We start from the raw sequence: 25,176 nt of genomic DNA on the forward strand, positions 1-25,176 counted from the left end.
TGATAGCACGGCGGCGGATCACCGCTGTCGGTTCCCTCCGGCTCAGCCGTTTCCGGTGAGCTGGAACGTCTTCACCATCTCGTCGAAGATCGGCTTGCTCTCGGCGAACGCGTCCTCGGTGGCGGAGAGGTAGAACGAGTACGACTTGCCGTCCTTGACGACCGCGCGCCACACCCCGTGGCGCATCTCGCCACCGGAGCCGCAGGTGTACTCGAATTCGACGCCCGGGCTGCCCGCCAACTGCTGCTCGGCGATGGCCACCTGCTCGTACGGCTTCTTGCAGTTGGTGCTCTTGGTGCGGAGGAAGTTCTGCGCGCTCTCCGCCCAGCGGGTGGGCGTCCCGGTCCACTTCTCGGTGAGGATCCGGATCTTGCGACCGTCGTCCTCCGGGTCGATGTAGTCGGTGTACGAGCCGCCGGTGGCCTTCTTCCAGCCCTTCGGCACCATCACCTGGATGCCGCGGGCCGTGTGCTCCTGCATCTCGACGGCCGGGCCGGCCGGGGCGGACGGGGTCGGCTGCGCCTGCGGGGCGCTCGGCTCAGGGTCGTCCCCGCCGGAGAGCGCCACGATGCTGATCAGCAGCAGCACGACCAGGCCACCGGCTGCGGCGAGCTGGACCTTGCGCGGCCAGCCCTTCACCGTGGTGACGAGTTGACCACCGGTCGCGCGGACCTTGTCCAGGGCACTGCCGCCGCCGGCGGCCGGGGGTGGCGTCGTCGTCCAGGGCTGGCCGGTGCCCGGAACGGACCACTGGTTGCCGCCGCCGTAGGTGCCGCCGATGCGCTGGGTGGCCTCGGGCGCCCCGTAGCCGACCTGCTGGGTAGCCTCGGGCCGGTTGCCGTAGGTGACCCGCTGGGTCGCGTCAGGGTGCGCCCCGGCGTCCACCCGCTGGGTGGCGTCCGCGCTACCGCCGTAGGTGCGCCCGGCGGCGGGGCGACCCGCGCCGGGCATCGCGCCGGTGGGCGTGTGCAGCGGGCCGGCGAGCGCGTCGGCGCTGGTCTCGTCGAGGGCCGCGGCGGCGGCCGCGCCGGCCGGCTGCGGGCGTTCACCCCGGCGCAGCGCGGCCAACCGGTCGGTCAGCGACTCGCCGGGGCTGAGCATGGCCCGGCCACCGATCTGGCTGTCCGGCTTCGACTCCGGCTGGGCCGGCGCGTGGACGGGCGCCGGACGCTGCTGCACCGGCACCACGGCGTACGGGTCGGTGACCGAGTGCACGGCGGTGGCGGTGCTGCCCAGCGGGCCGGCGAGCAGCTCCCGCAGCATGCCCCGGGAGGTGTGCACGTCCAGCCGGCGGGCCGGGTCCTTCTCCAGCAGGCCCATCAGCACCCGGGTCAGCGGGCCGCTGCGCTGCGGCGGGGCCGGCGGGTCCTCGACGACGGCGTGCATCGTCTCGATCGGGTCGCCCTTGTCGAACGGCGGACGCCCCTCGACGGCCGTGTAGAGCGTCACACCCAGCGAGAAGAGGTCGCTCGGCGGACCGAACTCCTGGCCCATGGCCCGCTCGGGCGAGATGAAGTGCGGGGAGCCGAGCACCATGCCGGGCGTGGTGAGCTGCACGTCGGTGGGCATCCGGGCGACACCGAAGTCGGTCAGCACGCAGCGACCGTCGGAGCAGATCAGCACGTTGGCCGGCTTGACGTCGCGGTGCAGGACGCCGATGGCGTGCGCGACCTCCAGCGCGCCGAGCAGCGCGATGCCGATCTTGGCGACCGCGCGGGGCGCGACCGGGCCGTCCTCGATGACCATGTCGGCGAGGCTGCGGGCGTCCAGCAGCTCCATCACGATCCACGGCCGACCGGCCTCGGTGACCACGTCGTACACCTGCACCACGGCGGGGTGCTGGATGGCGGCGGCGGCGCGGGCCTCGCGCAGCGTCCGTTCGTACATGGCGTCGCGGTCACTGGGCGCCAGGCCCGGGGGCAGGACGACCTCCTTCACCGCTACGTCGCGGCGCAACAGGGTGTCTGTGGCACGCCAGACCGTGCCCATGCCGCCGTTGCCCACCGCGGACCGCAGCGAGTACCGGTCACCGATGGTGGTGCCGGGCGCTGCTCGTCCGCTGGCGGGACTTACCTGTCCGCCGCTCCACGTCGGGATCTGAGTCACAGAAAAGCCACCGGGGGAAATCGAGGGGGGCTGGGACACAACCCCCCTATCTTGCTGGTTCCGACGCCCGATGCGAAAGCCGACGCGGCGGACGTTTACCGAAGTCGACAGATCGTGCCCGACCGTTCACCTCCCGTCGACCGGTCGGGACGCACTGTGCGGTATCCCTCACCCGACCTCGAGCCGGGGCGACCTACCATCCGAAGGATGAGCGAACGGCGGTCAAGCGAGTCCGGTTATCCGATCAAGGGCGTCTACACGGCGGCCGACCTTCCGGAGGACCTGGACTCCCGGCTGGGTGGCCCGGGCGAGTTCCCGTACACCCGGGGGGTGTACCCCACGATGTACACGTCCCGTCCGTGGACCATGCGCCAGTACGCCGGCTTCGGCACCGCCACCGAGTCCAACGCGCGGTACCACCAACTGTTGCGGGCGGGCACGACCGGTCTTTCCGTCGCCTTCGACCTGCCGACCCAGATGGGGTACGACTCCGACGACCCGATCGCCCACGGCGAGGTCGGCAAGGTCGGCGTGGCCATCGACTCCATCGAGGACATGCGGCTGCTCTTCGCCGACATCCCGTTGGACCGGGTCTCCACCTCGATGACCATCAACGCTCCCGGCTCGGTGCTGCTGCTGCTCTACCAGCTCGTCGCGGAGGAGAACGGGGTCGCCGGCTCGGCGCTCAACGGCACCATCCAGAACGACATCCTCAAGGAGTACATCGCCCGGGGGACGTACATCTTCCCGCCGAAGCCGTCGCTGCGCCTGGTGGCCGACACCTTCGCGTACTGCCGCAAGGAGGTGCCGAAGTGGAACACGATCTCCATCTCCGGCTACCACATGGCCGAGGCCGGCGCGACGCCCGCGCAGGAGATCGCGTTCACCCTGGCCAACGGCGTGGAGTACGTGCGGGCGGCGTTGGCCGCGGGTCTCGCGGTGGACGACTTCGCCCCCCGGCTCTCGTTCTTCTTCGTGGCCCGCACCACGCTGTTGGAGGAGGTGGCGAAGTTCCGCGCCGCCCGGCGGATCTGGGCCCGGCTCATGCGGGACGACTTCGGCGCCCGGGATCCGAAGTCGATGATGCTGCGTTTCCACACCCAGACCGCCGGTGTGCAGCTCACCGCCCAGCAGCCGGAGGTGAACCTGGTCCGGGTCGCGGTGCAGGGCCTGGCCGCGGTCCTCGGCGGCACGCAGTCGCTGCACACCAACAGCTTCGACGAGGCGATCGCGCTGCCCACCGAGAAGGCGGCCCGGCTCGCGCTGCGCACCCAGCAGGTGCTGGCGTACGAGACGGACCTGACCGCCACCGTCGACCCGTTCGCCGGCTCGTACGTGGTGGAGGCGATGACCGCCGAGATCGAGGCCGCCGCCGTGGAGTTGATGGAGCGGGTGGCCGACCACGGCTCCGCGGTCGACGCGATCGAGGCCGGGTTCCAGAAGCGGGAGATTGAGCAGTCCGCGTACCGGATCGCCCAGGAAATCGACTCCAGCGAGCGGGTGGTGGTGGGGCTCAACCGGTTCACGGTCGACGAGGAGGAGCCGTACGAGCCGCTGCGGGTCGACCCGGCGATCGAGGCGACGCAGGCCGAGCGGTTGGCCCGGCTGCGCGCCGGGCGGGATGCCGAGGCGGTGACGCGGGCCCTGGCCGACCTGCGGGCCGCCGCCGAGGGTTCGGACAACGTGCTGTACCCGATGCGGGAGGCGCTGCGGGCCCGGGCCACGGTGGGCGAGGTCTGCGGCACGCTGCGCGAGGTGTGGGGGCAGTACCGGCCCACCGACCGGTTCTGACGCGACCGCCCTCCGGGTGTGTCCGCCCGGCTCCGGGGGTACGGCGACAGGTGGGCCGGAACGCACACGGTGTGCGGTCGGCGTCGGCGAGATTATGTGAGCGTCCTTGTCCGGCCCGTTGCGGAGCGTGGTCGTCTTATTGTCGGAGTGTCAGTTCATCACCCCGACTAATGCGACAATTCGCAGCGTAGGTCCGGGGGTGGTATCGCGACTCCTGGCCGCCCGGGTCGGTTACGCGTTGTAGGAGGTGAGGGGGCGGATGGCGGCGTTCGAACGCGATCTACCTGCGGTCCCGCACCTCGACGAGCGCGCTCAGCAGGGCATACGTGACGCTACGCGGTCTGATCATCACCGTAACGAGGTTGCGCAGCGTCACCGTCGGAGGTCTAGGCTGTCTGCTGTCCCCGATGATCCATCCATCTCTAGTGATCGAGAATTCGACGTGACGAGTGCGTTGACGCTGCCCACCGGCGGCCAGCTGGCGTCGTCCTGGCTGGAGACTCCGCCCGGGTCCCAGCCCCTGCCCCGCGACCTGGACCACCTGCTCGCTCTTCGGGTACCCGGGCTCATCGCCACGCGCCGTCACCTCCACTCGCACCCCGAGTTGTCCGGTACGGAGTTCGAGACGGCGGCCCTGATCGCCCGGGAACTCTCCCTGGCGGGCCTGAACCCCCGGCTGCTGCCCAAGGGCAACGGCGTGATCTGTGACGTCAACGGTCGTCCGGACGGCCCGGTCATTGCGCTGCGCGCCGACATCGACGCCCTGCCGCTCGACGACCCCAAGGACGTGCCGTACCGCTCCACCGTCGAGGGCGTCTGCCACGCCTGCGGCCACGACGTGCACACCTCGATCCTGCTCGGCGTCGGCATGCTGCTGGCCCAGCTCGCCGACCTCGGCGAGCTGGACGGCCGGGTCCGGCTCATCTTCCAGCCGGCCGAGGAGATCCTGCCCTGCGGGTCGTTGGAGGTCATCGAGGCCGGCGGCCTGGACGACGTGGTGCAGATCTTCGCGCTGCACTGCGACCCGAACCTGCCGGTGGGCCAGGTGGGCCTGCGCGTCGGCCCGATCACGGCGGCCGCCGACAACGTCACCGTCCGGCTCTCCGGGCCGGGCGGGCACACCGCCCGTCCGCACCTGACCGTCGACCTGGTCGACGCGCTCGGCCGGCTGGTCACCGAGGTTCCGGCCCTGGTCAGCCGTCGGGTGCCGGCCAACAGCGGGCTGCTGCTGGTGTTCGGCCACGCCTCGGCCGGCACCCGTTACAACGTCATTCCCTCCGAGGCGTGCGCCTCGGGCACCCTGCGGGTGATGGACCGGGACACCTGGGAGCAGGCTCCCAAGATCGTGGCTCAGGTGGTGCGGGACGTGATCGCCCCCACCGGCGCGACTGTCGACCTGGAGTACCTGCGCGGCCGGCCGCCGGTCAGCAACGACTCGCGGGCCATCCAGGTGCTGACCGCCGCCACCAGCGCCGCGCTGGGACCGGACGGCGTCGCCGAGACGCCGCAGAGCATGGGCGGCGAGGACTTCTCCTGGTACCTGGAGTACGTCCCCGGCGCCCTCGCCCGACTCGGCGTGGGCCGGATCGGCCCCAACGTCGACCTGCACCGCGCGTCCTTCGACGTGGACGAGCGGGCCATCCCGGCCGGCGTACGCGTCATGGCGCAGACCGCGCTGCGGGCACTGGCGGCGGCGCGCTGACCTCGGCGACCTGCGCCGGCGACCGGCGTCGCCGGCGCAGCGCCAGCAGCAGGACCGCCAGGGGTACGCCGACCGCCACCAGCCATGGCAGCAGCGCGCCCAGGACGGTGAGCAGGATGGTCATCGAGGTGACGAACGCCCCCCAGCCGCCCTTGAGCCCGACCAGGAAGCCGGTCTCGGCCTTCTCCTCGCTGGCCTCCGCCGCCGGCCCGGCCAGCGACACCGTGATCGTGGACAGCGCGGTCAGGTCGGCCAGCCGACGCTTCTTGGCCTCCAGCGAGGCCAGGTCCGCCTCCCGGCGACCCAGCTCGTTCTCCAGGGACACCAGGTCGGAGATCGAGTTGGCGCGGGCGAGCAGCCGTCGCGCGCTCTCCACACGCGCCCGCTGCGTGACGATCCGGGCCTCCAGGTCGACGGTCTCCTCCGTGACGTCCTGGGTGTTGATCTCGCGGCTCTGCTGTCGACCGAGCTTCGCGACCTCCTCCACCACCGCGCCGAACTTGGCCGCCGGCACCCGCAACTCCAGCTCGGCCACCGCGTCGGCCTCGGCGCTGCGCCGCTGGTCCCCGCCGACGAAACCACCCGCCCGGGTGACCATCGCGCTGACCTCGCGGGCCGCCGCGTCCACATCGGTCACCTGCACCCGCATCGTTCCGGTGTAGATGATCGCCCGCTGGTCGACCCGCAGATCGGGAGCGCCGGCTCCGGCGGTCCCCGCCGCTTCCGCGCCGCTGCCCTTGTCGAGCGCGCCCTGGGGGGCCTGGGCCGCCGGAGCCGCCGAATCCGCTGATCCGCTGTCGCCGGCGCTGCACCCCGCGAGGGCCAGCGCCGCCACAAGTGTTCCCGCCGCCAGGAGTGCCCACCGGCGTCGTCCTCCCCGTCCGTCCATCCCCGCTCCCATCGTCGTCAGCTTCAGTGGCGATAGTTCGGACGCGACGCGCCCACCGCCTGGTTCCGGCAGACTGCGCTGAGGACATCACGATTCGATAAGCCGAGGAGTCACGATGCGACTCACCAAGTACGCCCACTCCTGTGTGCGGGTGGAACACGACGGCGGAGTGCTCGTGGTCGATCCCGGAGTGTTCAGCGATCCCGCGACGGCGCTCGACGGCGCGGACGCGGTGCTCGTCACCCACGAGCACCCGGACCACCTCGACCCGGCCGCGGTGCGCCTCCAGCTCGACCGGCGGCCGTTCCCGATCTACGGGACCGCCGCGCTCGCCGACGCCCTGGGCGACGCGGCCGAGGCGCTGTGCCCCGTCGAGCCCGGTGAGTCGTTCACCGCCGCCGGGGTCGCGGTCCGCGCGTACGGGGGACGCCACGCGGTCATCCACCCCGACATCCCGGTGGTCGACAACATCGGTTACCTCATCAACGACGTGGTCTACCACCCCGGCGACTCGCTCGTCGTACCGCAGGAGACGCCTGTCGACACGCTCCTCGCGCCGATCCACGCACCCTGGTCGAAGTTCTCCGAGGTGCTCGACTTCATCCGGGCGGTCGCCCCGCGCCGCGCGTACGCCGTGCATGACGCCCTGCTCAACCACAACGGGCTGGGCGTGCTCAACCGGCAGTTCGCGGCGATGTCCGGCACCGAGTACCAGCGTCTGGAGCCCGGCACCCGGGTGGACGTCTGACGCGATGCCCGGCCCCTCCACGGAGCTGGTGCGGCAGCTCTACCGCATCCCACCGGACCGCTTCGTGGCCGCCCGGGACGCCGCGGTGGCCGAGGCCCGGCGAGCCGGGGACCCGACCACCGCCCGGCAACTGGCCCGGCTGCGCCGCCCACCGTCGCCGCCTGGCTGGTCAACCTGCTCGCCATCGAACGACCCGACCTGGTGGCCGACCTGGTCGGTCTCGCCGATGCGCTCCGGGCAGCCCAGCGGGAGCTGCGCGGCCCCCGACTGCGGGAGTTGTCGGCCCAGCGCCGTGCGGTGGTCGCGGCCCTGGTCGCCGAGGTCCGTACGCTCGCCGCGGCGGAGCCCGAGGCGCCACCGGCCGGCCGGCTGCCGCTGGCCGAGGTGGAGGCGACCCTGAACGCCGCGCTCTCCGACGCCGACGTCGCCGAGCAGGTACGCGCGGGGCGTCTGCTCCGCTCGGCCACCTACGCCGGTTTCGGCGAGGTGCCCCGACCGCAGTTGCGACTGGTCACCGGCGACGAGGAGGAGCCACCGGCTCGACAGCCGGGTGCCCAGCGCGAGAGCCCGGAGCCGAATCGCCGTACCGACCGGGCCGGGGAACGTGCGGCGCAGGCCGAGCGGGCGGCGCAGCGAGTGGCCCGGGCCGAGCGGGCCCGCCGCCGTCGGGCACTCGACCGCGAGTTGGACCGTTCCCGCGCCGACCAGCAGCGGGCCGAGGACGAGCTGGCCGAGGCGGTCGGGCAGGAGCGCGACGGGGTCGCCGTACTCGATGGGATCGAGACGGAGCTGGCCGAGTTGGAACGTCGGCGCGCGGTGGCGGAGCAGGACCTGAGCCGGGCCAAGCTGGCCCGGCGGGCGGCCGAACGGGCGGTGACCGTGGCCCGCCGCCGGGCGGGCGAGGTCGAGGCGGCCGTCGAGGCGTTGGTGGCCGAAGAGGGGGATGCGGACGCGGGCGGTGGGGCGGCAGACTGACATCGATGGACGACGACGAGTGGGTGGGCCGTCTGCGGGCGGCCGTCCCCGAGCCGCGAGCGCGGATGGCGTCCGGATGACGCCGGAGCAGCTCGCCGCCGCCAGCAAACCCGCCGTCCTCGACCTCGGCGACGGGTTCAGCAGGTGTCCGAGCACGCTGCGCCGGGCCCGGCTACTCGGCATCTCCGGCTGGGCCTTCTACATCAGCGGTCGGGCCGGGGCGCTCGGCGACGTACGCGCGGAGACGGCCGCCGCGGCGATCGGCTTCGTCGCGCCGGACGCCGTCGCGGACGGCTGGGACGCGGCCGCCCGGGTCCTGCCGCCGGTCGAGGTGGCCGCCGCGAGTTTCGCCGAGTGCTGCCGGTGGGGGACGGAGATGCTGGGCGTGCTACCCGGGATCGAGCGCCTGGCCGACCTCGTCGAGCGGGCGGTCGCCGCCGCCGACACCAGCGGCATGCCGCTCTTCGCCGCGTGGCGGGCCATGCCGCTGCCGGACCACTCTCCGGGCGCCCGGAGCGCGGCCGGGCTGCGACTGCTGCGGGAACACTTCACGGGCGCCTACCTGCTGGCGGTACGGGCCGCCGGCATGACCCCGCTGGAGGCGGTGCTGGCCGGGCCGGAGGGCGAGGCCGGCGCGGTGGCGTGCGGCTGGCCGCCGCCGTACCCCGCGGTCGGGCCGTTGGTGCGTCGGCGGCTGTGGGCGGAGGCGGTGACCGACCGGCTGGCCGCGCCCGCGTTCGCGGCGCTCGGCCCCGCCGACGGCACCGAACTGGTGGAGCTGCTGCACCACACCCGCGCCGGCCTCGCCTGAACGGCCCGAGCTGCGGACCGGAAGAGGTGGAAGTGTAGAACAACTGGTTCTACACTCTTGTCATGGAACGCATCGGTGTGCGGGAGCTCAACCAGAACACGAGTCAGGTACTGGCGCGGGTGAGCGGCGGCGAGACGGTCGAGATCACCGACCGCGGTCACCCGATCGCCCGACTCGTGCCCGTGAGCGACGACAGGTCGATGCTGGCCAAACTGGTAGCGTCCGGCCGGGCCGTCGCCCCTACCGGCGGCGGGCCGGTGCCCCTTCCACCGAAGCTGGGCGACGCGGAAGTCGACGTGGCGGCCACGCTCACCGCGATGCGGGACGAGGAGCGCTGGTGATCTATCTCGATTCGGCCGCCGTCGTGAAGTTGGTCAGGCAGGAGGCGTGCAGTGCCGACCTCGTCTCCTGGCTCAACACCCACCCCGACGTGCCGCTGGTCTCCTCCGCCCTGGTCGAGGTAGAGGTGCCCCGGGCCCTGCGCCGATCCGCTCCGCAAGCGTTGATCGGAGTGCCCGCAGCCGTCGGACGGCTCTTTCGACTGGAAATCGACGGTACGATCCGCGCCACCGCGGCCGCATTCGCCGAACCGATGCTCCGCAGTCTCGATGCCATCCACCTGGCCACCGCCCAGGTCCTGACCAACGAGTCCGGCACCGAACTCGTCGCCTTCGTCACCTACGATCGCCGACTGCTCGAATGCGCCAAGGAAGCAGGGTTGCCCGTGGCGAGCCCCGGCCAGAACTGATTCACGAATCAGTACGCACCGGGGCCCCGGTGGAAAATGGGCGGCGCTTCCGGCCGTCGGCTGCCAGGATCTCCTGCCGTGACCCTTCCCGCCGGCTGGACCACGCGCCGGCCCACCCTCGACGACGTCCCGGCGATCCTCGCGGTGGTGCACGCCGCCGACACCTTCGCCATCGGCCATCCCGACTTCGACGCCGAGGATGTCGAGCAGGCGCTGACCGCGCCCTACTTCGACCCGATCCGGGACTCCTGGCTGGCGCTCGACCCGGACGACACCGTCGTCGCCTGGGCGACGGTGGACAACCCGACCGGGGTCGGCCGGGAGTTCGTGGAGGTCTACGTCGACCCCGGGCGGGCCGCCACCCTTCGTGCGCCGCTGCTCGCCCGGCAGCTCGACCGGGTCGCCGAGCGCGCCGCGGAGCGGGGGTTGCCGACGCTCACCGTCCGCTGCGCGGTGTTCGCCCCGGAGCGCGACTGGGACCGGGACCTGCGGGCCGCGGGTTTCACCCTGGCCAAGCGGTACGTGCGGATGCGCCGCCCGCTGGCCGACCTGCCCGCCGAGCCGGCGATGCCGCCGGGCGTGACGGTACGGCCGGTTTACTCCGACGACGAGGCCGAGCTGCGGGAGTTCCACCGGATCCACGACGCCGCCTTCGGCGACACCCCGGACCACGAGCCGCTGTCGTACGAGCGGTGGCGGGCCCGCATCGGTGACGTGACCGCCTGGGACGAGTGGTTCGTCGCCGAGGTCGACGGGGTGCTCGCCGGCGCGTTGCAGTCCTCGGACCAGGCGCTCGACCGGCAGGAGGGCTGGGTGAAGAGTCTGTCGGTGCTGCCCGCGTACCGCCGCAGGGGTGTCGGTGCGTCGCTGCTGCGCCGCGCGTTCGCCCGCTACGCCGACAAGGGCCGGCAGTTCGCCGGCCTCGGCGTGGACCTCACCAACCCGATGGCCCCGGTGTCGCTCTACCGATCGGTGGGCCTGCGGGAGACCGGGTGGACCGACATGTACGAGCGGGCCGTCCCGGCCGCCGGTGTGTGATTGACGACCCCGGCCGGGCCCGACGGGCGTCCGGATCGGCGCCGGTTGCAGACTGGGGGTGTGGGATACGCGCTACGGGGACGCGGTGCCGGTGGGGCGGGACCGCAGCTCGGTGACGTAGTCGTCCGGCGCGCCCGCCTTCTCGGCGGCGTTCGCGATCTCGGACAGATACCACGACGTCGGCAGGCCGCCCTCGTACCCGTCGAACACGTAGATCCACGCCGTGACGTCGCCGTCGAGGGTGGAGATCCGTACGTGCAGCTTGCGGTAGGTGCCGGCGGTCACGCCCTCGATCTCGTCGAGCTGCGCCGCGTCGTACGGGTGGATGTCGTAGATCGCCACGAACACCCGGTCGCCGGGGGACTCGACGACGGTGCTCACCGCACCCTCCCAGCCGATCACGTCCTCGCCGGCGAAGGTCAGCCGCCACCCTTCCAGCCAGCCGGTGCCGACCATCGGGGAGTGCGGGCAGTAGGCCCGCATCCGGGACGGATCGAGGTTTGAGCCGTAGGCGGCGTGATGACCCACGGCGATGACGATAGCCCGGCGGATGGGTGGGGGAGAATACGACTGTGCGTGTCGGATGCGCTCGGGAGAAGAAAGTCACTGTGAGCACCAACGAAGGGCGAACGTGGTGAGCGCGAGGAGTGCAGCGCAGCGGAGCCCCGCAGTCGCGAGCGAAAGGATGGCGCTGTGAGCCGGATCGTGATCATCGGCGGTGGGCCGGCCGGGTACGAGGCGGCACTGGTCGCCGCCCAACTGGACGCCGATGTCACCGTGGTCGAGGCCGACGGCGCGGGCGGGGCCTGTGTGCTCTCCGACTGCGTACCGTCGAAGACCTTCATCGCCAGCTCCCAGGTGGTCACCGGCTATCGGGACACCGAGGAGTTCGGGGTGCACTCGGACGGCCTGGAGGCGGTGACCGTCGACGCGCAGGCCGTGCACTCGCGGGTGAAGCGGCTGGCGTTGGCGCAGTCCGCCGACATCCACGCCAAGCTGCTCAAGGCGGGTGTCACCTTCGTGGCCGGCACCGCCCGCCTCGGCGAGGACGCGCTCGGGCACACCCACCGCGTCATCGTCACGCCCGCCGACGGCGGCGAGGAGTACCCGATCGACGCGTCCACCGTGCTGGTCGCCACCGGCTCGACGCCCCGGCAGTTGCCCACCGCCGTACCGGACGGCGAGCGCATCCTGACCTGGCGTCAGGTGTACGACCTGGCGGAGCTGCCGGAGCACCTGATCGTGGTCGGCTCGGGCGTGACCGGCGCCGAGTTCGCCAGCGCGTACCTCGCGATGGGGGTGGAGGTCACCCTGGTCTCCAGCCGCGACCGGGTGATGCCGCACGAGGACGCCGACGCGGCGTCGGCCATCGAGCGGGTCTTCCGTAACCGGGGCATGAACATCCTCAACAACTCCCGGGCCGACGCGGTGCGGCGAACCGCCGACGGTGTCGAGGTGGAGCTGTCCGACGGGCGCCGGGTAACCGGTTCGCACGCTCTCATCGCGGTCGGCTCGATCCCGAACACCGCCGACCTCGGCCTGGCCGAGTACGGCGTGGAGCTGGGCCGGGGCGGTTACGTCACGGTCGACCGGGTCTCCCGGACGAACGTGCCCGGCATCTACGCCGCCGGTGACTGCACCGGCGTGCTGCTGCTGGCGAGTGTGGCCGCCATGCAGGGTCGGATCGCCATGTGGCACGCCCTCGGCGAGGCCGTCCGCCCGCTGCGGCTGCGGACCGTGGCCGCGAACGTCTTCACCGACCCGGAGCTGGCCACCGTCGGCGTCTCACAGGACGAGGTCGACGCGGGCAGGGTGCCGGCCCGGCAGGTGATGCTGCCGCTGTCCGGCAACGCCCGGGCCAAGATGGACGACCTGTCCGACGGCTTCGTGAAGTTGTTCTGCCGCCCGGCGAGCGGTCAGGTGATCGGCGGCGTGGTGGTCGCCCCGAAGGCCAGCGAGCTGATCCTGCCCATCACGATGGCCGTGGAGAACAATCTGACGGTCAACGAGCTGGCCCAGACGATCACCATCTACCCGAGCCTCTCCGGCTCCATCACCGAGTCCGCCCGCCAGCTAATGCTCCACGAGCTGGAGTAACCCCGCCCATCCTCGTCGATCATGGACTTGTGGTGGCCGTTCTGCGGTATTACACCCCTTTTGTGGGGCACCACAACTCCATGATCGACAGGTGCACGCCGGACCTGGGTCACCGCGACCGTCGCCAGGACGGCTACCTCGGTGAGGATCAGGAGGCGTTCGGCCAGGCCGATGAGCAGGCGGTCGCCGGGGTAGGCGGACCAGACCATCGCCGCCGACAGGGCCAGGCTCAGCACGACCAGGGCGCGTAGCGTCCTGGCGGTGGGCGTCAGGTCAGGGCGACGCGCGAGCAGCCAACCGCCGATCGGCAGGGCCAGGAAGGCGACCACCGACGCGTACCGGTGCACGTAGGCGGACGCGGTCATGGCGGCACCGGGCTCGTTCGTCGGCACCACGGCGGCCAGCAGCAGCCCCGCCACCCAGGCGCCGAGCAGCAGCTCGACCACCCGACCGGACCGTGGTGGGCCGGGGCGGCGCAGCCCGTAAATCAGTGCCGCGGTGGCGAGCGCCAGCACCACCATGGCGACGTCGATGACGCCGCCCCGGTCGGAGACGGCGAAGTCGCTGATGGTCAGCGCCCAGGGGTTGAGGTCGTCGTTGACCTCCAGGTGGCCGATCACGGTGAGCAGCGCCGCCACGGCGATCCCGCCGAGGGCCAGCAGGCCGGTACTTCGGGTTACAGGCATGCCTCAGCCTGTCGCCGCGAACACCCCAGCCAGATCCGGGAAGCCCACCGACCCGGCCCCCAAAATCCACCCCTAGAGGCCCGGTCCCCCTCGCCTCGCCTCGCCTCGCCTCGCCTCGCCTTCGCGATCTTGCACTTTCGGTTGCCGTTATGCGGCTATTCACCACAATTGTCGCGACCGAAAGTGCAAGATCGCGGAGAGCGGAGAGCGGAGAGCGGAGAGCGGAGAGGAGAGGGTGCACTCAGTCGACGGGGACTTCGGCGGCGGTGGCGGTACGGGCGTGCCGGGCGCTGACCAGGGTCATCGCCCATCCGGCCGCCGCGAAACCGGCCGCCGCGGCGGCGGCGATGATGGCCAACCGCCAGGCCGACTCGGTGAGCGCGGTGCCGCCCAGGTGCCCGATCAACGCGCCGTAACTGGCCCAGCCCAACGCGGCGATCATCTCGTAGAGCGCGAACAGCCGGTACGGGTAGCGGCTGCGCCCGGCCGAGAAGCAGGCCGCCATCCGTCCGCCCGGCACGAACCGGCAGAGCAGGATGACCATCGGGCCGGGTTGTCGGAGACCCTGGGTGACTCGGCTGGCGACGCGGCGGGCGCGGCTGAGCTCCGCGTGCCGGGGTGCCCGCCGGTCCGGGGCGAGACGGCCGAGCAGGTAGCAGGCCAGGTCGCCGACGAAGACGCCGAGCGCGCCGACGGCGATGGTGACCGGCAGGCTGAGGCCGCCGTAGACGGTCAGCGCGCCACTGGTGATCATGACGATCTGGGTGGGGATGACGGGTACGAAGGCGTCGGCGACGAGGAGCCCGAGCAGCACCAGGTACGCCCACGTCGGCGACGCGACGTCAGTCAGTAGTTCGGGCACGCCTGCCACCTCGCCGGATGCGGCCGATTGGGTGTCTTGAGCCTGACGGCATGGCCGGCGTCACGGTGGACGGGCCCGGGGCGTCGTGACCGCCGACACCACAGGGCCACCCTGTTCCAACGAGGCAGGCGTCGCGCTGGTGACGGTCCCAGCGTGGCCCGAGGTGGTCGCCGGATCGGTGTGCGTCGGCGTACCGTGGTCGGCGCGGCCCAGCACGTCGGGTCCCCCGTTCCTGACGATGCGGGCCGCTCAGGGCCGCCGGCGGGTCCCGCGCCGGCGGCCCGCCACTCTTCCCGCCGCCGCAAATCCGGGTGCGTCCACGACCGCCCGACGGGTAGCGTCGCGGCATGCGCAGCGCGGTAGTGATGACGACGACGCCGGGTGTCCCCGGCGTGCCGCGCTGACGTAACCACCGTCGACCAGGCCCGGGGCGATCCGCCCCCGAGGGCCGTTCGGCGTTCGGTGTCCAGGTCGCCTCCGGGTCGTACCCGATTCAGGAGCCCGACATGATCGACCACCGTAGGCTCGGCCGTGAGCTGGACCTGTTCGTCTCCGACCCGCTGGCCGGCGCCGGCCTGCCCATCTGGTTGCCGGCCGGCGCCGCCGCCCGGCACGCCGTCGAGGAGTACGTCCGGGAGTTGGAGCGTCGCTCCGGCCACCAGCACGTCTACTCGCCGCCGCTGGGTAAGCGGGAACTCTTCGAGCTCTCCGGCCATCTCGGCTACTTCGCCGACGACATGTTCCCGCCGCTGCGGCTGAGCGCCGACGACGAGTTCGTGCTCCGGCCGGCGCTCTGCCCGCACCACGCGTTGGTGTTCCGCGCCCGGGGCCGCTCCTACCGGGAGCTGCCGCTGCGCGTCGCGGAGCTGGGCGGGATGTACCGCTCGGAGCGTTCCGGGGTGCTCGGCGGCCTGTCCCGGGTACGCGCCATCTCCCTCAACGACGCGCACATCTTCTGCGCTCCGGAGCAGGTCGGCGAGGAGGTCGTCGAGATCCTCGGGCTGATCCGCGCCGCGCACGCCGCGCTCGGCGTACGCCCGGCGGGGTTCCGGCTGTCGCTGCGCGGACCGGGCGGGAAGTACGTCGGCGACGACGCCCAGTGGATCCGCGCCGAGGACCTGCTGCGGGGCGCGCTGGCCGGGGTGGAGTACGTCGAGGCGCCGGGCGAGGCCGCCTTCTACGGCCCGAAGATCGACATCCAGATCGTCGACGCGGCCGGCCGGGAGTCGACCATCTCCACCATCCAGGTGGACTTCGACAAGCCGGAGCGGTTCGACCTGTCGTACACCGACTCCGACGGCGGCCGGCGTCGGCCGGTGATGCTGCACCGCAGCCTGGTCGGCAGCATGGAACGGCTGTTCGCGTACCTCATCGAGGCGCACGAGGGCGCGTTCCCGGCCTGGTACGCGCCCGTCCAGTTGGTGGTGCTGCCGGTGGACGACGGACAGGCCGACGCGGCTGCCGACCTGGCGCGGCGGGCCGTCGACGCCGGGCTGCGGGTCGAGGTCGACGCCGCCGGCTCGCTGGGCGCCCGGGTCCGGGACGCGGCCCGCCGCCGCGTCCCGTACCTCGGGGTCCTGGGTGCCCGGGAGGCCGCAGCCGGCGCGCTCGCCCTCCGGCTGCGCGACGGCCGTGCCCTGGCCCCGATGCCGGCCGACGCCGCGCTCGCCCTGATCGGCGGGCAGGTCGCCGCCCGCTCGGCGGATCTTCTCCCGGGCTGACACGCTAGACCGACGCCGGTTGAGCGGCGGTGACCGGCTCCTCGTCGACCACCGCGCCGGTGAACTGCGAGCGGTACAGCCGGTGGTACGCGCCGTGGGCGGCGAGCAACTGCTCGTGGGTGCCCTGCTCGACGATGCGACCCTCCTCCATCATCAGGATCAGGTCGGCGTCCCGGATGGTGGAGAGCCGGTGCGCGATGACGAAGCTCGTCCGGTCCGAGCGCAGCGCCGCCATCGCCCGCTGGAGCAGCACCTCGGTACGGGTGTCCACCGAGCTGGTGGCCTCGTCGAGGATGAGCAGGGACGGCTCGGCGAGGAACGCCCGGGCGATGGTGATGAGCTGCTTCTCGCCGGCGCTGACGTTGCTGCCCTCCTCGTCGATGACCGTGTCGTAGCCGTCGGGCAGGCTGCGCACGAACCGGTCCACGAAGGTGGCCTGGGCCGCGGCGAGGATCTCCTCCTCGGTGGCGTCGGGTCGGCCGTAGGCGATGTTGTCGCGGATGGTCCCGCCGAACAGCCAGGTGTCCTGGAGCACCATGCCGATCCGGCCACGCAGGTCGTCGCGGCGCATCGTGGTGATGTCCACCCCGTCGAGCGTGATCCGTCCGGCGTCCAGCTCATAGAAGCGCATGATCAGGTTGACCAGGGTGGTCTTGCCGGCACCGGTCGGGCCGACGATCGCGACCGTGTGCCCCGGCTCGGCGACCAGCGACAGGTCGTCGATCAGGGGCTTGTCCGGCGTGTACCGGAAGGAGACGTGCTCGAACTCGACCCGGCCGTGCGGGTCGACGACCCGGGCCGGCTGGACCGGGTCGGGGCTCTGCTCGTCGGCGTCGAGCACCGCGAAGACCCGCTCGGCCGACGCCACCCCGGACTGGAGCAGGTTCGCCATCGACGCGAGCTGGGTGAGCGGCTGGGTGAACTGGCGGGAGTACTGGATGAACGCCTGCACGTCACCCAGGCTCATCGCCCCGGAGGCCACCCGCAGCCCGCCGACCACGGCGATGGCCACGTAGCTCAGGTTCCCGATGAACATCATCGACGGCATGATGATCCCGGAGATGAACTGCGCGCCGAAGCTCGCCCGGAACAGTTCCTCGTTCTTGGCGTGGAAGGCGGCCTCCACCTCGCGCTGCCGGCCGAAGACCTTCACCAGTTCGTGCCCGGTGTACGCCTCCTCGATCTGGCCGTTCAACGCGCCGGTGTGCGTCCACTGCGCGATGAACTGCTTCTGCGACCGCTTGGCGATGCGTTGGGTGACCAGCACCGACAGGGGCACCGCGACGAGCGCCACCAGGGCCAGCAACGGCGAGATCCAGAACATCACGGCCAGCACGCCGATCACGGTCAGCAGCGAGGTGAGCAGCTGGCTGAGGGTCTGCTGGAGGCTGGTGGAGATGTTGTCGATGTCGTTCGTGACCCGGCTGAGCAGCTCACCGCGGGGCTGCCGGTCGAAGTAGGGCAGTGGCAGTCGGTTGAGCTTCTCCTCCACCTCGGCGCGCAGCCGCAGAACCGTGCGCTGGACCACCCCGTTGAGCAGCCAGCCCTGCCACCACGACAGCACGCTCGACGCCAGGTAGAGCCCGAGCGCCAACAGCAGCACCCGGCGCAGCGCGTCGAAGTCGATGCCCACCCCGGGCACCACGTCCATCCGGGCCAGCATGTCGGCAAAGCTCTCGTTGCCGCTGGCCCGCGCCGCGGCGACGGCCTGGTCGGCGGTGGTGCCCGCCGGCAGTTGCCGACCGATCACCCCGCTGAAGATGAGATCGGTGGCGTGGCCCAGGATCTTCGGACCGGCCACGCTGAAACCGACGCTCACCACGGCGAGGGTGATGATCGCGCCCAGGTGCAGCCGGTGCGGGCGCAGCCGGCCGAGCAACCGTCGGGCCGACGGTCCGAAGTTCATCGACTTCTCGGCGGGCATCCCCGCGCTCATCCAGGGTGGGCCGCCGCCCGGTCGGCCCGCCGGCAGCCGCTTCGGAGTCTGCCCGCCGCCGCCGGGCTGCTGCGTGGCTCCGCCGCCGGGCTGCTGCGCGGCTCCGCCGCCGGGCTGCGCGGCCTCGCCGGTCGGCGTCCGCGGGTCGCCGGCCGGCTTCTGACTGGGTACGGCCGCGGCGCGCGGCTCGTTCTGCTCGCTCACGCCGCCACCTCCGCCGTCTGCTGGGAGGCCACGATCTCGGCGTACGTCGGGCAGGTCTCCAGCAACTCCGTGTGTCGTCCCACTCCGACGACCCCTCCGTTCTCGAGCACGATGATCTGGTCGGCGTCGACGATCGTGGACACCCGCTGGGCCACGATCACCACTGCGGACTGCGCGGTGACCGGCCGCAGCGCCGCCCGCAGCCGGGCGTCGGTGCCGAGGTCCAGCGCGGAGAACGAGTCGTCGAACAGGTAGATCTCCGGCCGCCGGACCAGTGCCCGGGCGATGGCCAGGCGTTGCCGCTGCCCGCCGGAGACGGTGCTGCCGCCCTGCGCGATCGGCGCGTCCAGCCCGCCGGGCATCTGGGCCACGAAGTCCCGGGCCTGGGCGATCTCCAACGCCGCCCACAGCTCCTCGTCCGTGGCGTCCGGGTTGCCGTAGCGCAGGTTGCTGGCGACCGTGCCGGTGAACAGGTACGGCCGCTGCGGCACCAACCCGATCCGTCGCCACAGCTCGTCGGGTTCCAACTCGCGTACGTCGACCCCGTCGACAAGCACCGCGCCGTCGGTCACGTCGACCAGGCGCGGGACGAGCGACAGCAGGGTCGTCTTGCCGGCGCCGGTGCTGCCGATGATCGCCGTCGTGGTGCCGGCGGTGGCGCGGAAGGAGATGTCCCGCAGCACCGGCTCGACCGCGCCCGGGTACTGGAACCGCACCCCGCGCAGCTCCAACTCGGCCCGGCTGGGCAGCTCGGTGACCGGCGTGGCGGCGGGGACCACCGAGGAGTCGGTGTCCAGCACCTCGACGATGCGTTCGGCGCACACGGCTGCCCGGGGCACCATCATCAGCATGAAGGTGGCCATCATGACGGCCATCAGGATCTGCATCAGGTACGCCAGGAAGGCGGTGAGCGCGCCGATCTGGATCGCGCCGGAGTCGACCCGCTGCGCGCCGAACCAGAGCACCGCCACGCTGGACACGTTGAGCACCAACATGACCACCGGGAAGATCAACGCCAACAACCGTCCGGTACGCAGGGCGGTGGCGGTCAGGTCGGCGTTGGCGACACCGAAGCGCTTCGTCTCGTACGGCTCGCGGACGAACGCGCGGACCACCCGGATGCCGGTGATCTGCTCGCGCAGCACCCGGTTGACCGTGTCGATCCGGGTCTGCATGAGCCGGAAGCCCGGCACCATCCGGCGGATGATCGCGCTCAGCGCGACGGCCAGCACCGGCACGCTGACCAGCATCAGCCAGGAGAGCCCGATGTCCTCGCGCAGTGCCATGACCACCCCACCGACGCTCATGATCGGTGCGGCGACCAGCATGGTGCAGCTCATCAGTACGAGCATCTGCACCTGTTGGACGTCGTTGGTGTTGCGGGTGATGAGCGACGGCGCACCGAACCGGGCCACCTCGCGGGCGGAGAAGCTGTTGACGTGCGAGAACAGCCGGGCGCGGACGTCCCGGCCGAAGCCCATGGCGACCTGCGCGCCCAGGTAGACGGCCGCGATCGAGCAGACGATCTGGATCAGACTGACCAGCAGCATCCAGCCGCCGGTGTGCACGATGTAGCCGGTGTCGCCCCGGGCCACACCCTTGTCGATGATGTCCGCGTTGAGGCTGGGCAGGTAGAGCGAGGCCATGGTGCCCACGAACTGAAGCAGCACCACCGCCAGCAGCGGTCTGGAGTACGGGCGCAGTTGGCCGCGTAACAGTCGGATCAGCACGACGTTTCCTCCGCGTCGGTGGGTCGTCCGGTCATCTGCGGGTCGTGGCCGCTGCCGATGACTTCGAGTAGGAACTCCCGGATCACCTGGGCCTTCGCCGGGTCGGCGTCGACAGAGGTGAGCGGGCGTCCGGAGTGCATGAGAGCGCCGAGTGCGGCCACCCGCTCCCGGCCGGCGGGGGTGATGACGAGTCGGATGCTGCGCCGGTCGCTGTCGTCGCGCTGGCGCTCGACCAGGCCGTCGCGTTCGAGGGTGTCGACGATGCCGGTCAGGGTCGCCGGGCGGACGAACCCCTTCTCGGCGACCTGGCGGTGGGGCAGCTCGCCGTGTCGGGCGAGCGTCATCAGGGTGATCATGCCGGCCTGGGTGAGGCCGTGCTCCTCGGCGAGGAAGCGGTTCCAGCGCTGCCCGACGAGGTGCCCGGCCACGACCAGTAGTCGTCCCAGCGGCACATCCTGGAGGGTGATGAGTTCCACGAGAGCACATTAGCTCCCTGATAGTCAGGGGCCAAACGAAATAGCCGCAGTGGTGGCGACGAACACGAGTTGCAGGATCGTGCGCTGACCCAGCGGGGTGACCGGGCGTCCGGCGAGGGTCAGCCTCCGGCGTGCGGCCGAGACGTTCGCCGGGAACATCGCGAGCATGAGCAGGCCGAGCCCGGCCGCGGCGAGGCGGGCGGTCGTCGGGATCAGCAGCCCGGCCGCCCCGACCAGCTCCAGTACGCCGGTGAGGGTGACCAGCAGGTCCGGCCGGGGTAGTCGGGGCGGGACCATCGCGATCAGGTCGGCGCGGCGTCGGCCCACGAAGTGCGCCATGCCGGTCAGCACGAACATCAGGGCCAGTCCGACCCGCAGCGCGGGATGCCAGCCGTCGAGCGCGGAGACGCCGGCCAGGCCGGCCAGGCGAGCCAGTGCGCTGCCGACGATCAGGGTGATCAGGGGTGCCATCGGAATCCTCCTCGCGGAAACTTGTCGGTGACAAGATTGCGGTGGCCGGTGGCATCTTGTCAATGACAAGATTAGGATTCGGGCGTGACCGAGACGCGTGCGTACCACCATGGCGACCTTCGCCGCGCCCTGCTCACCGCGGCGCTGGAGGCGATCGAGGAGGTCGGACCAACCGCGCTGAGCCTGCGCGACCTGGCTCGTCGGGCCGGTGTCTCGCACGCCGCGCCCACCCACCACTTCGGTGACAAGGCGGGGCTGCTCACCGTCCTCGCCACGGAGGGCTTCGACCGGCTGGCGCAGGCGCTGGTCGCCGCCGGCGACGACCTACTGACGGCCGGCGTCGCGTACGTGGACTTCGCCGTGGCGCACCGCGCCTACTTCGAGGTGATGTTCCGGCCCGAGTTGCACCGGGTCGACGACCCCGAGCTGACCGCCGCACGCGAGCGCGCCGGCGTGGCACTCCGCTCAGGGGTGGCCGCCCGTGGCGCATCCGGCGACACCGACCGGGACTCGCTCGCCGCCTGGTCCATCGCCCACGGCTTCGCCACCCTCTGGCTGGCCGGCGCCCTGCCAGATCGGGTAGGCGAAGACCCCCGCAAGGCAGCCCGCCAAGTCCTCGCCCGCCTAACCCCTAACCCCTAACCCACCCACCCCGCCCCCGCCCGGCCCACCCCACCCTCACCTCGACCCCGTTGATCATGAAGTTATTGCCATGAAACGCCGATGCGGGTGGCAATAACTTCATGATCAAGGCGGGAAGGCGGGAGGGCAGGGGGCGGGGCGGGTTGGTGTTGGTTACCAGCTGGTGGGGAGGGGCATTCCTTCGGTGTAGCCGGCGGCGCTCTGGACACCGACTATCGCCCGCTCGTGGAACTGCGTCAGGTTGCGGGCGCCGGCGTAGGTGAAGGCGCTCCGTACGCCGGCGATGATCTCGTCGATCAGGTCCTCGACGCCGGGGCGGTGCGGGTCCAGGTACATCCGGGCCGAGGAGATGCCCTCCTCGAACACGGCCTTGCGAGCGCGGTCGTACGGGCTGTCGTCGGCCGTACGGGCGCTGACCGCCCGCGCCGAGGCCATCCCGAAGCTCTCCTTGTACCGCCGCCCGTCCGGTTCGGTGTAGAGGTCACCGGGGGACTCGTAGGTGCCGGCGAACCAGGAGCCGATCATCACGTTCGACGCGCCGGCGGCGAGCGCGAGCGCCACGTCGCGGGGGTGGCGTACGCCGCCGTCGGCCCAGACGTGCCGGCCCAGCTGCCGGGCGGCCGTCGAGCAGTCGAGGACGGCGGAGAACTGCGGCCGGCCCACGCCGGTCATCATCCGCGTGGTGCACATCGCGCCCGGGCCGACACCGACCTTGATGATGTCCGCGCCGGCCTCGACCAGGTCGCGTACGCCTTCGGCGGTGACCACGTTGCCGGCCGCCACCGGTACGCCCGGGTCCAGCTTGCGGACCGCCTGCAACGCCGAGATCATCCGTGCCTGGTGGCCGTGCGCGGTGTCCACGACCAGCGTGTCCACCCCGGCTTCGAGCAGCGCGGCGGCCTTGCCGGTGACGTCGCCGTTGATGCCGACCGCCGCTGCGACGCGGAGCCGACCCCGGTCGTCCACGGCCGGCGTGTAGAGGGTGGCCCGCAATGCGCCCTGCCGGGTGAGTACCCCGACCAGCCGACCGTCGGCGTCCACCACCGGAGCGAGTCGACGTCGGCCGGCGGAGAGCCGGTCGAAGCCGGTACGCGGGTCCGCGTCCGCCGGCACGGTGTGTAGCTCGGTCGACATGACGTGTCGCAGCTGGGCGAACCGGTCCACGCCCACGGTGTCCGCCTCGGTGACCACGCCCATCGGCCGGCCTGCCTCGTCGACCACGATCACCGCGCCGTGTGACCGCTTGGGCAGCAGGTGGATCGCGTCGCCGACGGTCTCGGTCGGGCCCAGGGTGATGGGCGTGTCGTAGACCAGGTGCCGCTGCTTGACCCAGGAGACGACGTTCGCCACGACCTCGATGGGGATGTCCTGCGGGATCACCGTGATCGCGCCCCGACGGGCCACCGTCTCGGCCATCCGCCGGCCGGCGACCGCCGTCATGTTCGACACCACCAGCGGGATGGTGGTGCCCGTGCCGTCGCCGGTGGACAGGTCGACGTCGAGGCGGGAGCCGAGGTCGGAGCGGGCCGGCGCCATGAAGACGTCGGTGTAGGTCAGGTCGTGCGCGGGGGCCGCGCCGGAAAGGAACCGCACCCGGCCATCATTCCCGCCCACGGCCGCCCGCGCCCACCTCGGTGCCGCAAACCACCCCCACCGAGCCCCGGCCGCCCGGACAAACGAAAGGAAAGGCCCCTTCTTACACACGAGGCGTTAACAAGGTGCCCTTCCTTTCAGGAGATGGTGCAGATGGGCGCACCTGCCGTGATCACGGCTCCGACCTCGGCGGAGAGTCCGCTGACCGTACCCGCCTTGTGGGCGTGCAGCGGCTGCTCCATCTTCATCGCCTCGAGCACCACCACCAGGTCGCCCTCGGCCACCGTGTCGCCGTCGGCGACCGCGATCTTGACGATGGTGCCCTGCATGGGGGAGGTGAGCGCGTCGCCGCCGACCGGTACGCCGGCCTTTGCGCCGCCCCCGCGCCGGGTCGGCTTGCGGGAGGCGGTTGAGGCTGTGGTCGTACTCCCGCCGAAGCCGGCGGGGAGGCTGACCTCGATGCGCTTGCCGCCGACCTCGACCACGACGGTGTCGCGTTCGGCCGGCGCGTCGGCGGCGCCGGCGGCGGCGGCGAACGGCGGCACGGTGTTGTGGAACTCGGTCTCGATCCACCGGGTGTGCACGGTGAACGGCTCGGCGGTGAACGCCTCGTCCCGCACGACGAGCCGGTGGAACGGCAGCGCGGTGGCCATGCCGTCGACGACCATCTCGTCGAGGGCGCGGCGGGCGCGCTCCAGCGCCTCGGTGCGCGTCTCCCCGATGATGATCACCTTGGCGAGCAGCGAGTCGAAGTTGCCGCCGATCACGTCGCCGGCCGAGATGCCGGTGTCGACCCGCACGCCCGGGCCGCTGGGCAGGCGCAGGGCCGTGACGGTGCCGGGCGCGGGGAGGAAGTTGCGGCCCGGGTCCTCGCCGTTGATCCGGAACTCGATGGCGTGCCCGCGCGGTGTCGGGTCCTCGGTGATCCGCAGCTTCTCGCCGTCGGCGATCCGGAACTGCTCGCGGACCAGGTCGATGCCGGCGGTCTCCTCGGTGACCGGGTGCTCGACCTGGAGTCGCGTGTTGACCTCCAGGAAGGAGATCGTGCCGTCCTTGCCGACCAGGTACTCAACCGTGCCGGCGCCGTGGTAGCCGGCCTCGCGGCAGATCGCCTTGGCGCTGTCATGGATCTGGGCGCGTTGGGCGTCGGTGAGGAACGGCGCGGGAGCCTCCTCCACGAGCTTCTGGTGCCGGCGCTGCAACGAGCAGTCCCGGGTGCCCACCACGATCACGTTGCCGTGCTGGTCGGCGAGGACCTGCGCCTCGACGTGCCGGGGCTGGTCCAGGTAGCGCTCGACGAAGCACTCGCCGCGACCGAACGCCGCGACCGCCTCGCGGGTGGCCGACTCGAAGAGCTGGGGGATCTCCTCCATGGTCCGGGCGACCTTGAGGCCGCGCCCACCACCGCCGAAGGCGGCCTTGATGGCGACCGGCAGCCCGTGGTCGACGGCGAACGCCGTCACCTCGTCGGGGCTGCCCACCGGGTCCGGGGTGCCGGGGACCAACGGCGCGCCGGCACGCTGGGCGATGTGCCGGGCGGTCACCTTGTCGCCCAGGTCGCGGATCGCCTGCGGGGTCGGGCCGATCCAGGTCAGCCCGGCGTCGATGACGGCCTGGGCGAAGTCGGCGTTCTCGCTGAGAAACCCATAACCCGGGTGTACGGCGTCCGCGCCGGCCCGGGCGGCCACGTCGAGCAACTTGTCGATGCGCAGGTACGTGTCGGTCGCGCTGTCCCCGCTGAGCGCGTACGCCTCGTCCGCGAGCGTGGCGTGCAGGGCGTCGCGGTCGGAGTCCGCGTACACGGCGACGCTGCCCAGGCCGGCGTCACGACAGGCGCGGATGACCCGGACGGCGATCTCGCCGCGGTTGGCGATGAGTACCTTGCGCACCTTCGTGGCTCCTCCCGGCAGGTTACTGACGGGGAGTGTATCGGCCGGCCCGGGCGGCCCC

General features: G+C 71.9%; 21 protein-coding genes and 1 pseudogene. 11 read left to right on the top strand and 11 right to left on the bottom strand.

The genetic code is table 11. The features are described from left to right. Window positions 1–42 precede the first annotated feature (42 nt). Window positions 43–2,106, bottom strand: a complete 2,064-nt coding sequence (locus ACQP0N_RS04075) for a serine/threonine-protein kinase (protein WP_433117658.1) — start codon at window positions 2,104–2,106, stop codon at window positions 43–45. Window positions 2,107–2,313: 207 nt separating this feature from the next. Between ACQP0N_RS04075 and ACQP0N_RS04080 the strand changes: the two genes are divergently transcribed. Together ACQP0N_RS04080 and ACQP0N_RS04085 are read left to right on the top strand one after the other, a co-directional pair. Beyond that, window positions 2,314–3,897 carry an acyl-CoA mutase large subunit family protein gene (locus tag ACQP0N_RS04080; protein ID WP_355048920.1) on the top strand — a complete coding sequence of 528 codons (1,584 nt, stop codon included), beginning with the start codon at window positions 2,314–2,316 and terminating at the stop codon, window positions 3,895–3,897. A 442-nt stretch (window positions 3,898–4,339) separates the two neighbouring features. Beyond that, window positions 4,340–5,599, top strand: coding sequence for an amidohydrolase (locus tag ACQP0N_RS04085; RefSeq protein ID WP_433117660.1), 1,260 nt, complete (start codon window positions 4,340–4,342; stop codon window positions 5,597–5,599). Here ACQP0N_RS04085 and ACQP0N_RS04090 read toward each other — a convergent pair. Continuing rightward, a complete protein-coding gene (locus ACQP0N_RS04090) occupies window positions 5,556–6,509 on the bottom strand; it encodes a DUF4349 domain-containing protein (protein ID WP_433121413.1) in 954 nt (317 codons plus the stop codon). The genes ACQP0N_RS04085 and ACQP0N_RS04090 overlap by 44 nt on opposite strands. Before the next feature lie 94 nt (window positions 6,510–6,603). Between ACQP0N_RS04090 and ACQP0N_RS04095 the strand changes: the two genes are divergently transcribed. The 6 genes and pseudogenes from ACQP0N_RS04095 to ACQP0N_RS04120 all read left to right on the top strand — a co-directional run bounded on the left by ACQP0N_RS04095 (window position 6,604) and on the right by ACQP0N_RS04120 (window position 10,808). After that, entirely contained in the window at window positions 6,604–7,236 is a 633-nt protein-coding gene (locus tag ACQP0N_RS04095; protein WP_433117662.1) for an MBL fold metallo-hydrolase, read from the top strand. Between the two features lie 4 nt (window positions 7,237–7,240). Beyond that, window positions 7,241–8,211: pseudogene (locus tag ACQP0N_RS04100) on the top strand (hypothetical protein). Window positions 8,212–8,287: 76 nt separating this feature from the next. Beyond that, on the top strand, window positions 8,288–9,022 hold the full coding sequence (locus ACQP0N_RS04105; protein ID WP_433117664.1) for an SCO6745 family protein: 735 nt from the start codon (window positions 8,288–8,290) through the stop codon (window positions 9,020–9,022). A 62-nt stretch (window positions 9,023–9,084) separates the two neighbouring features. Then, window positions 9,085–9,363, top strand: coding sequence for a type II toxin-antitoxin system Phd/YefM family antitoxin (locus ACQP0N_RS04110; protein ID WP_433117666.1), 279 nt, complete (start codon window positions 9,085–9,087; stop codon window positions 9,361–9,363). Continuing rightward, window positions 9,360–9,770: a type II toxin-antitoxin system VapC family toxin gene (locus ACQP0N_RS04115; RefSeq protein WP_433117668.1), complete on the top strand. Its 411-nt coding sequence runs from the start codon at window positions 9,360–9,362 to the stop codon at window positions 9,768–9,770. Before ACQP0N_RS04110 ends, ACQP0N_RS04115 begins: the two co-directional genes overlap by 4 nt. Before the next feature lie 78 nt (window positions 9,771–9,848). Next, on the top strand, window positions 9,849–10,808 hold the full coding sequence (locus tag ACQP0N_RS04120; RefSeq protein ID WP_433117669.1) for a GNAT family N-acetyltransferase: 960 nt from the start codon (window positions 9,849–9,851) through the stop codon (window positions 10,806–10,808). Window positions 10,809–10,880: 72 nt separating this feature from the next. Here the strand turns inward: ACQP0N_RS04120 and ACQP0N_RS04125 are convergent, their stop codons facing one another. Beyond that, window positions 10,881–11,336: a gamma-glutamylcyclotransferase gene (locus tag ACQP0N_RS04125; RefSeq protein WP_355048912.1), complete on the bottom strand. Its 456-nt coding sequence runs from the start codon at window positions 11,334–11,336 to the stop codon at window positions 10,881–10,883. Between the two features lie 165 nt (window positions 11,337–11,501). Here ACQP0N_RS04125 and ACQP0N_RS04130 point away from each other — a divergent pair, with 165 nt between their 5' ends. Beyond that, complete coding sequence (locus ACQP0N_RS04130) at window positions 11,502–12,905, top strand: NAD(P)H-quinone dehydrogenase (protein WP_433117672.1); 1,404 nt, start codon at window positions 11,502–11,504, stop codon at window positions 12,903–12,905. Here ACQP0N_RS04130 and ACQP0N_RS04135 read toward each other — a convergent pair. Continuing rightward, a complete protein-coding gene (locus ACQP0N_RS04135) occupies window positions 12,839–13,591 on the bottom strand; it encodes a DUF998 domain-containing protein (RefSeq protein WP_433117674.1) in 753 nt (250 codons plus the stop codon). The two genes, ACQP0N_RS04130 and ACQP0N_RS04135, sit on opposite strands and share 67 nt — an antisense overlap. 241 nt (window positions 13,592–13,832) lie before the next feature. Next, on the bottom strand, window positions 13,833–14,453 hold the full coding sequence (locus ACQP0N_RS04140) for a DedA family protein (protein ID WP_433117676.1): 621 nt from the start codon (window positions 14,451–14,453) through the stop codon (window positions 13,833–13,835). Window positions 14,454–14,959: 506 nt separating this feature from the next. Between ACQP0N_RS04140 and thrS the strand changes: the two genes are divergently transcribed. After that, window positions 14,960–16,174, top strand: coding sequence for a threonine--tRNA ligase (gene thrS, locus ACQP0N_RS04145; protein WP_433117679.1), 1,215 nt, complete (start codon window positions 14,960–14,962; stop codon window positions 16,172–16,174). A 4-nt stretch (window positions 16,175–16,178) separates the two neighbouring features. Here thrS and ACQP0N_RS04150 read toward each other — a convergent pair whose 3' ends face one another. The 4 genes from ACQP0N_RS04150 to ACQP0N_RS04165 all read right to left on the bottom strand — a co-directional run bounded on the left by ACQP0N_RS04150 (window position 16,179) and on the right by ACQP0N_RS04165 (window position 20,991). After that, window positions 16,179–18,098 (bottom strand): ABC transporter ATP-binding protein, encoded by a 1,920-nt coding sequence (locus ACQP0N_RS04150; RefSeq protein WP_433121415.1) that lies wholly within the window; start codon window positions 18,096–18,098, stop codon window positions 16,179–16,181. Between the two features lie 212 nt (window positions 18,099–18,310). Continuing rightward, on the bottom strand, window positions 18,311–20,044 hold the full coding sequence (locus ACQP0N_RS04155) for an ABC transporter ATP-binding protein (protein WP_433117681.1): 1,734 nt from the start codon (window positions 20,042–20,044) through the stop codon (window positions 18,311–18,313). Further along, window positions 20,038–20,520, bottom strand: a complete 483-nt coding sequence (locus ACQP0N_RS04160) for a MarR family winged helix-turn-helix transcriptional regulator (protein ID WP_355048907.1) — start codon at window positions 20,518–20,520, stop codon at window positions 20,038–20,040. Before ACQP0N_RS04160 ends, ACQP0N_RS04155 begins: the two co-directional genes overlap by 7 nt. Window positions 20,521–20,544: 24 nt before the next feature. Beyond that, window positions 20,545–20,991, bottom strand: a complete 447-nt coding sequence (locus ACQP0N_RS04165) for a DoxX family protein (RefSeq protein ID WP_433117683.1) — start codon at window positions 20,989–20,991, stop codon at window positions 20,545–20,547. 84 nt (window positions 20,992–21,075) lie between these two features. Here ACQP0N_RS04165 and ACQP0N_RS04170 point away from each other — a divergent pair, with 84 nt between their 5' ends. Continuing rightward, on the top strand, window positions 21,076–21,633 hold the full coding sequence (locus ACQP0N_RS04170) for a TetR/AcrR family transcriptional regulator (RefSeq protein WP_433117685.1): 558 nt from the start codon (window positions 21,076–21,078) through the stop codon (window positions 21,631–21,633). A gap of 153 nt (window positions 21,634–21,786) precedes the next feature. Here ACQP0N_RS04170 and ACQP0N_RS04175 read toward each other — a convergent pair whose 3' ends face one another. Together ACQP0N_RS04175 and ACQP0N_RS04180 are read right to left on the bottom strand one after the other, a co-directional pair. After that, window positions 21,787–23,226: a GuaB1 family IMP dehydrogenase-related protein gene (locus ACQP0N_RS04175; RefSeq protein WP_355048904.1), complete on the bottom strand. Its 1,440-nt coding sequence runs from the start codon at window positions 23,224–23,226 to the stop codon at window positions 21,787–21,789. Window positions 23,227–23,363: 137 nt separating this feature from the next. Then, a complete protein-coding gene (locus tag ACQP0N_RS04180; RefSeq protein WP_433117687.1) occupies window positions 23,364–25,115 on the bottom strand; it encodes an acetyl/propionyl/methylcrotonyl-CoA carboxylase subunit alpha in 1,752 nt (583 codons plus the stop codon). Between the last annotated feature and the right edge of the window lie 61 nt (window positions 25,116–25,176).

Origin of the sequence: Micromonospora sp. CA-246542, assembly GCF_050942905.1 — a bacterium.
Classification (GTDB): Bacteria; Actinomycetota; Actinomycetes; order Mycobacteriales; family Micromonosporaceae; genus Micromonospora.

What these genes read in the sequence shown, in the direction of transcription:
- ACQP0N_RS04110 (WP_433117666.1), top strand. Translation starts at nt 9,085, where the DNA reads ATGGAACGCATCGGTGTGCGGGAGCTCAACCAGAACACGAGTCAGGTA.
- ACQP0N_RS04105 (WP_433117664.1), top strand. Translation starts at nt 8,288, where the DNA reads ATGACGCCGGAGCAGCTCGCCGCCGCCAGCAAACCCGCCGTCCTCGAC.
- ACQP0N_RS04150 (WP_433121415.1), bottom strand. Translation starts at nt 18,098, where the DNA reads ATGCCCGCCGAGAAGTCGATGAACTTCGGACCGTCGGCCCGACGGTTG.
- thrS (WP_433117679.1), top strand. Translation starts at nt 14,960, where the DNA reads ATGATCGACCACCGTAGGCTCGGCCGTGAGCTGGACCTGTTCGTCTCC.
- ACQP0N_RS04165 (WP_433117683.1), bottom strand. Translation starts at nt 20,991, where the DNA reads ATGGCACCCCTGATCACCCTGATCGTCGGCAGCGCACTGGCTCGCCTG.
- ACQP0N_RS04135 (WP_433117674.1), bottom strand. Translation starts at nt 13,591, where the DNA reads ATGCCTGTAACCCGAAGTACCGGCCTGCTGGCCCTCGGCGGGATCGCC.
- ACQP0N_RS04095 (WP_433117662.1), top strand. Translation starts at nt 6,604, where the DNA reads ATGCGACTCACCAAGTACGCCCACTCCTGTGTGCGGGTGGAACACGAC.
- ACQP0N_RS04080 (WP_355048920.1), top strand. Translation starts at nt 2,314, where the DNA reads ATGAGCGAACGGCGGTCAAGCGAGTCCGGTTATCCGATCAAGGGCGTC.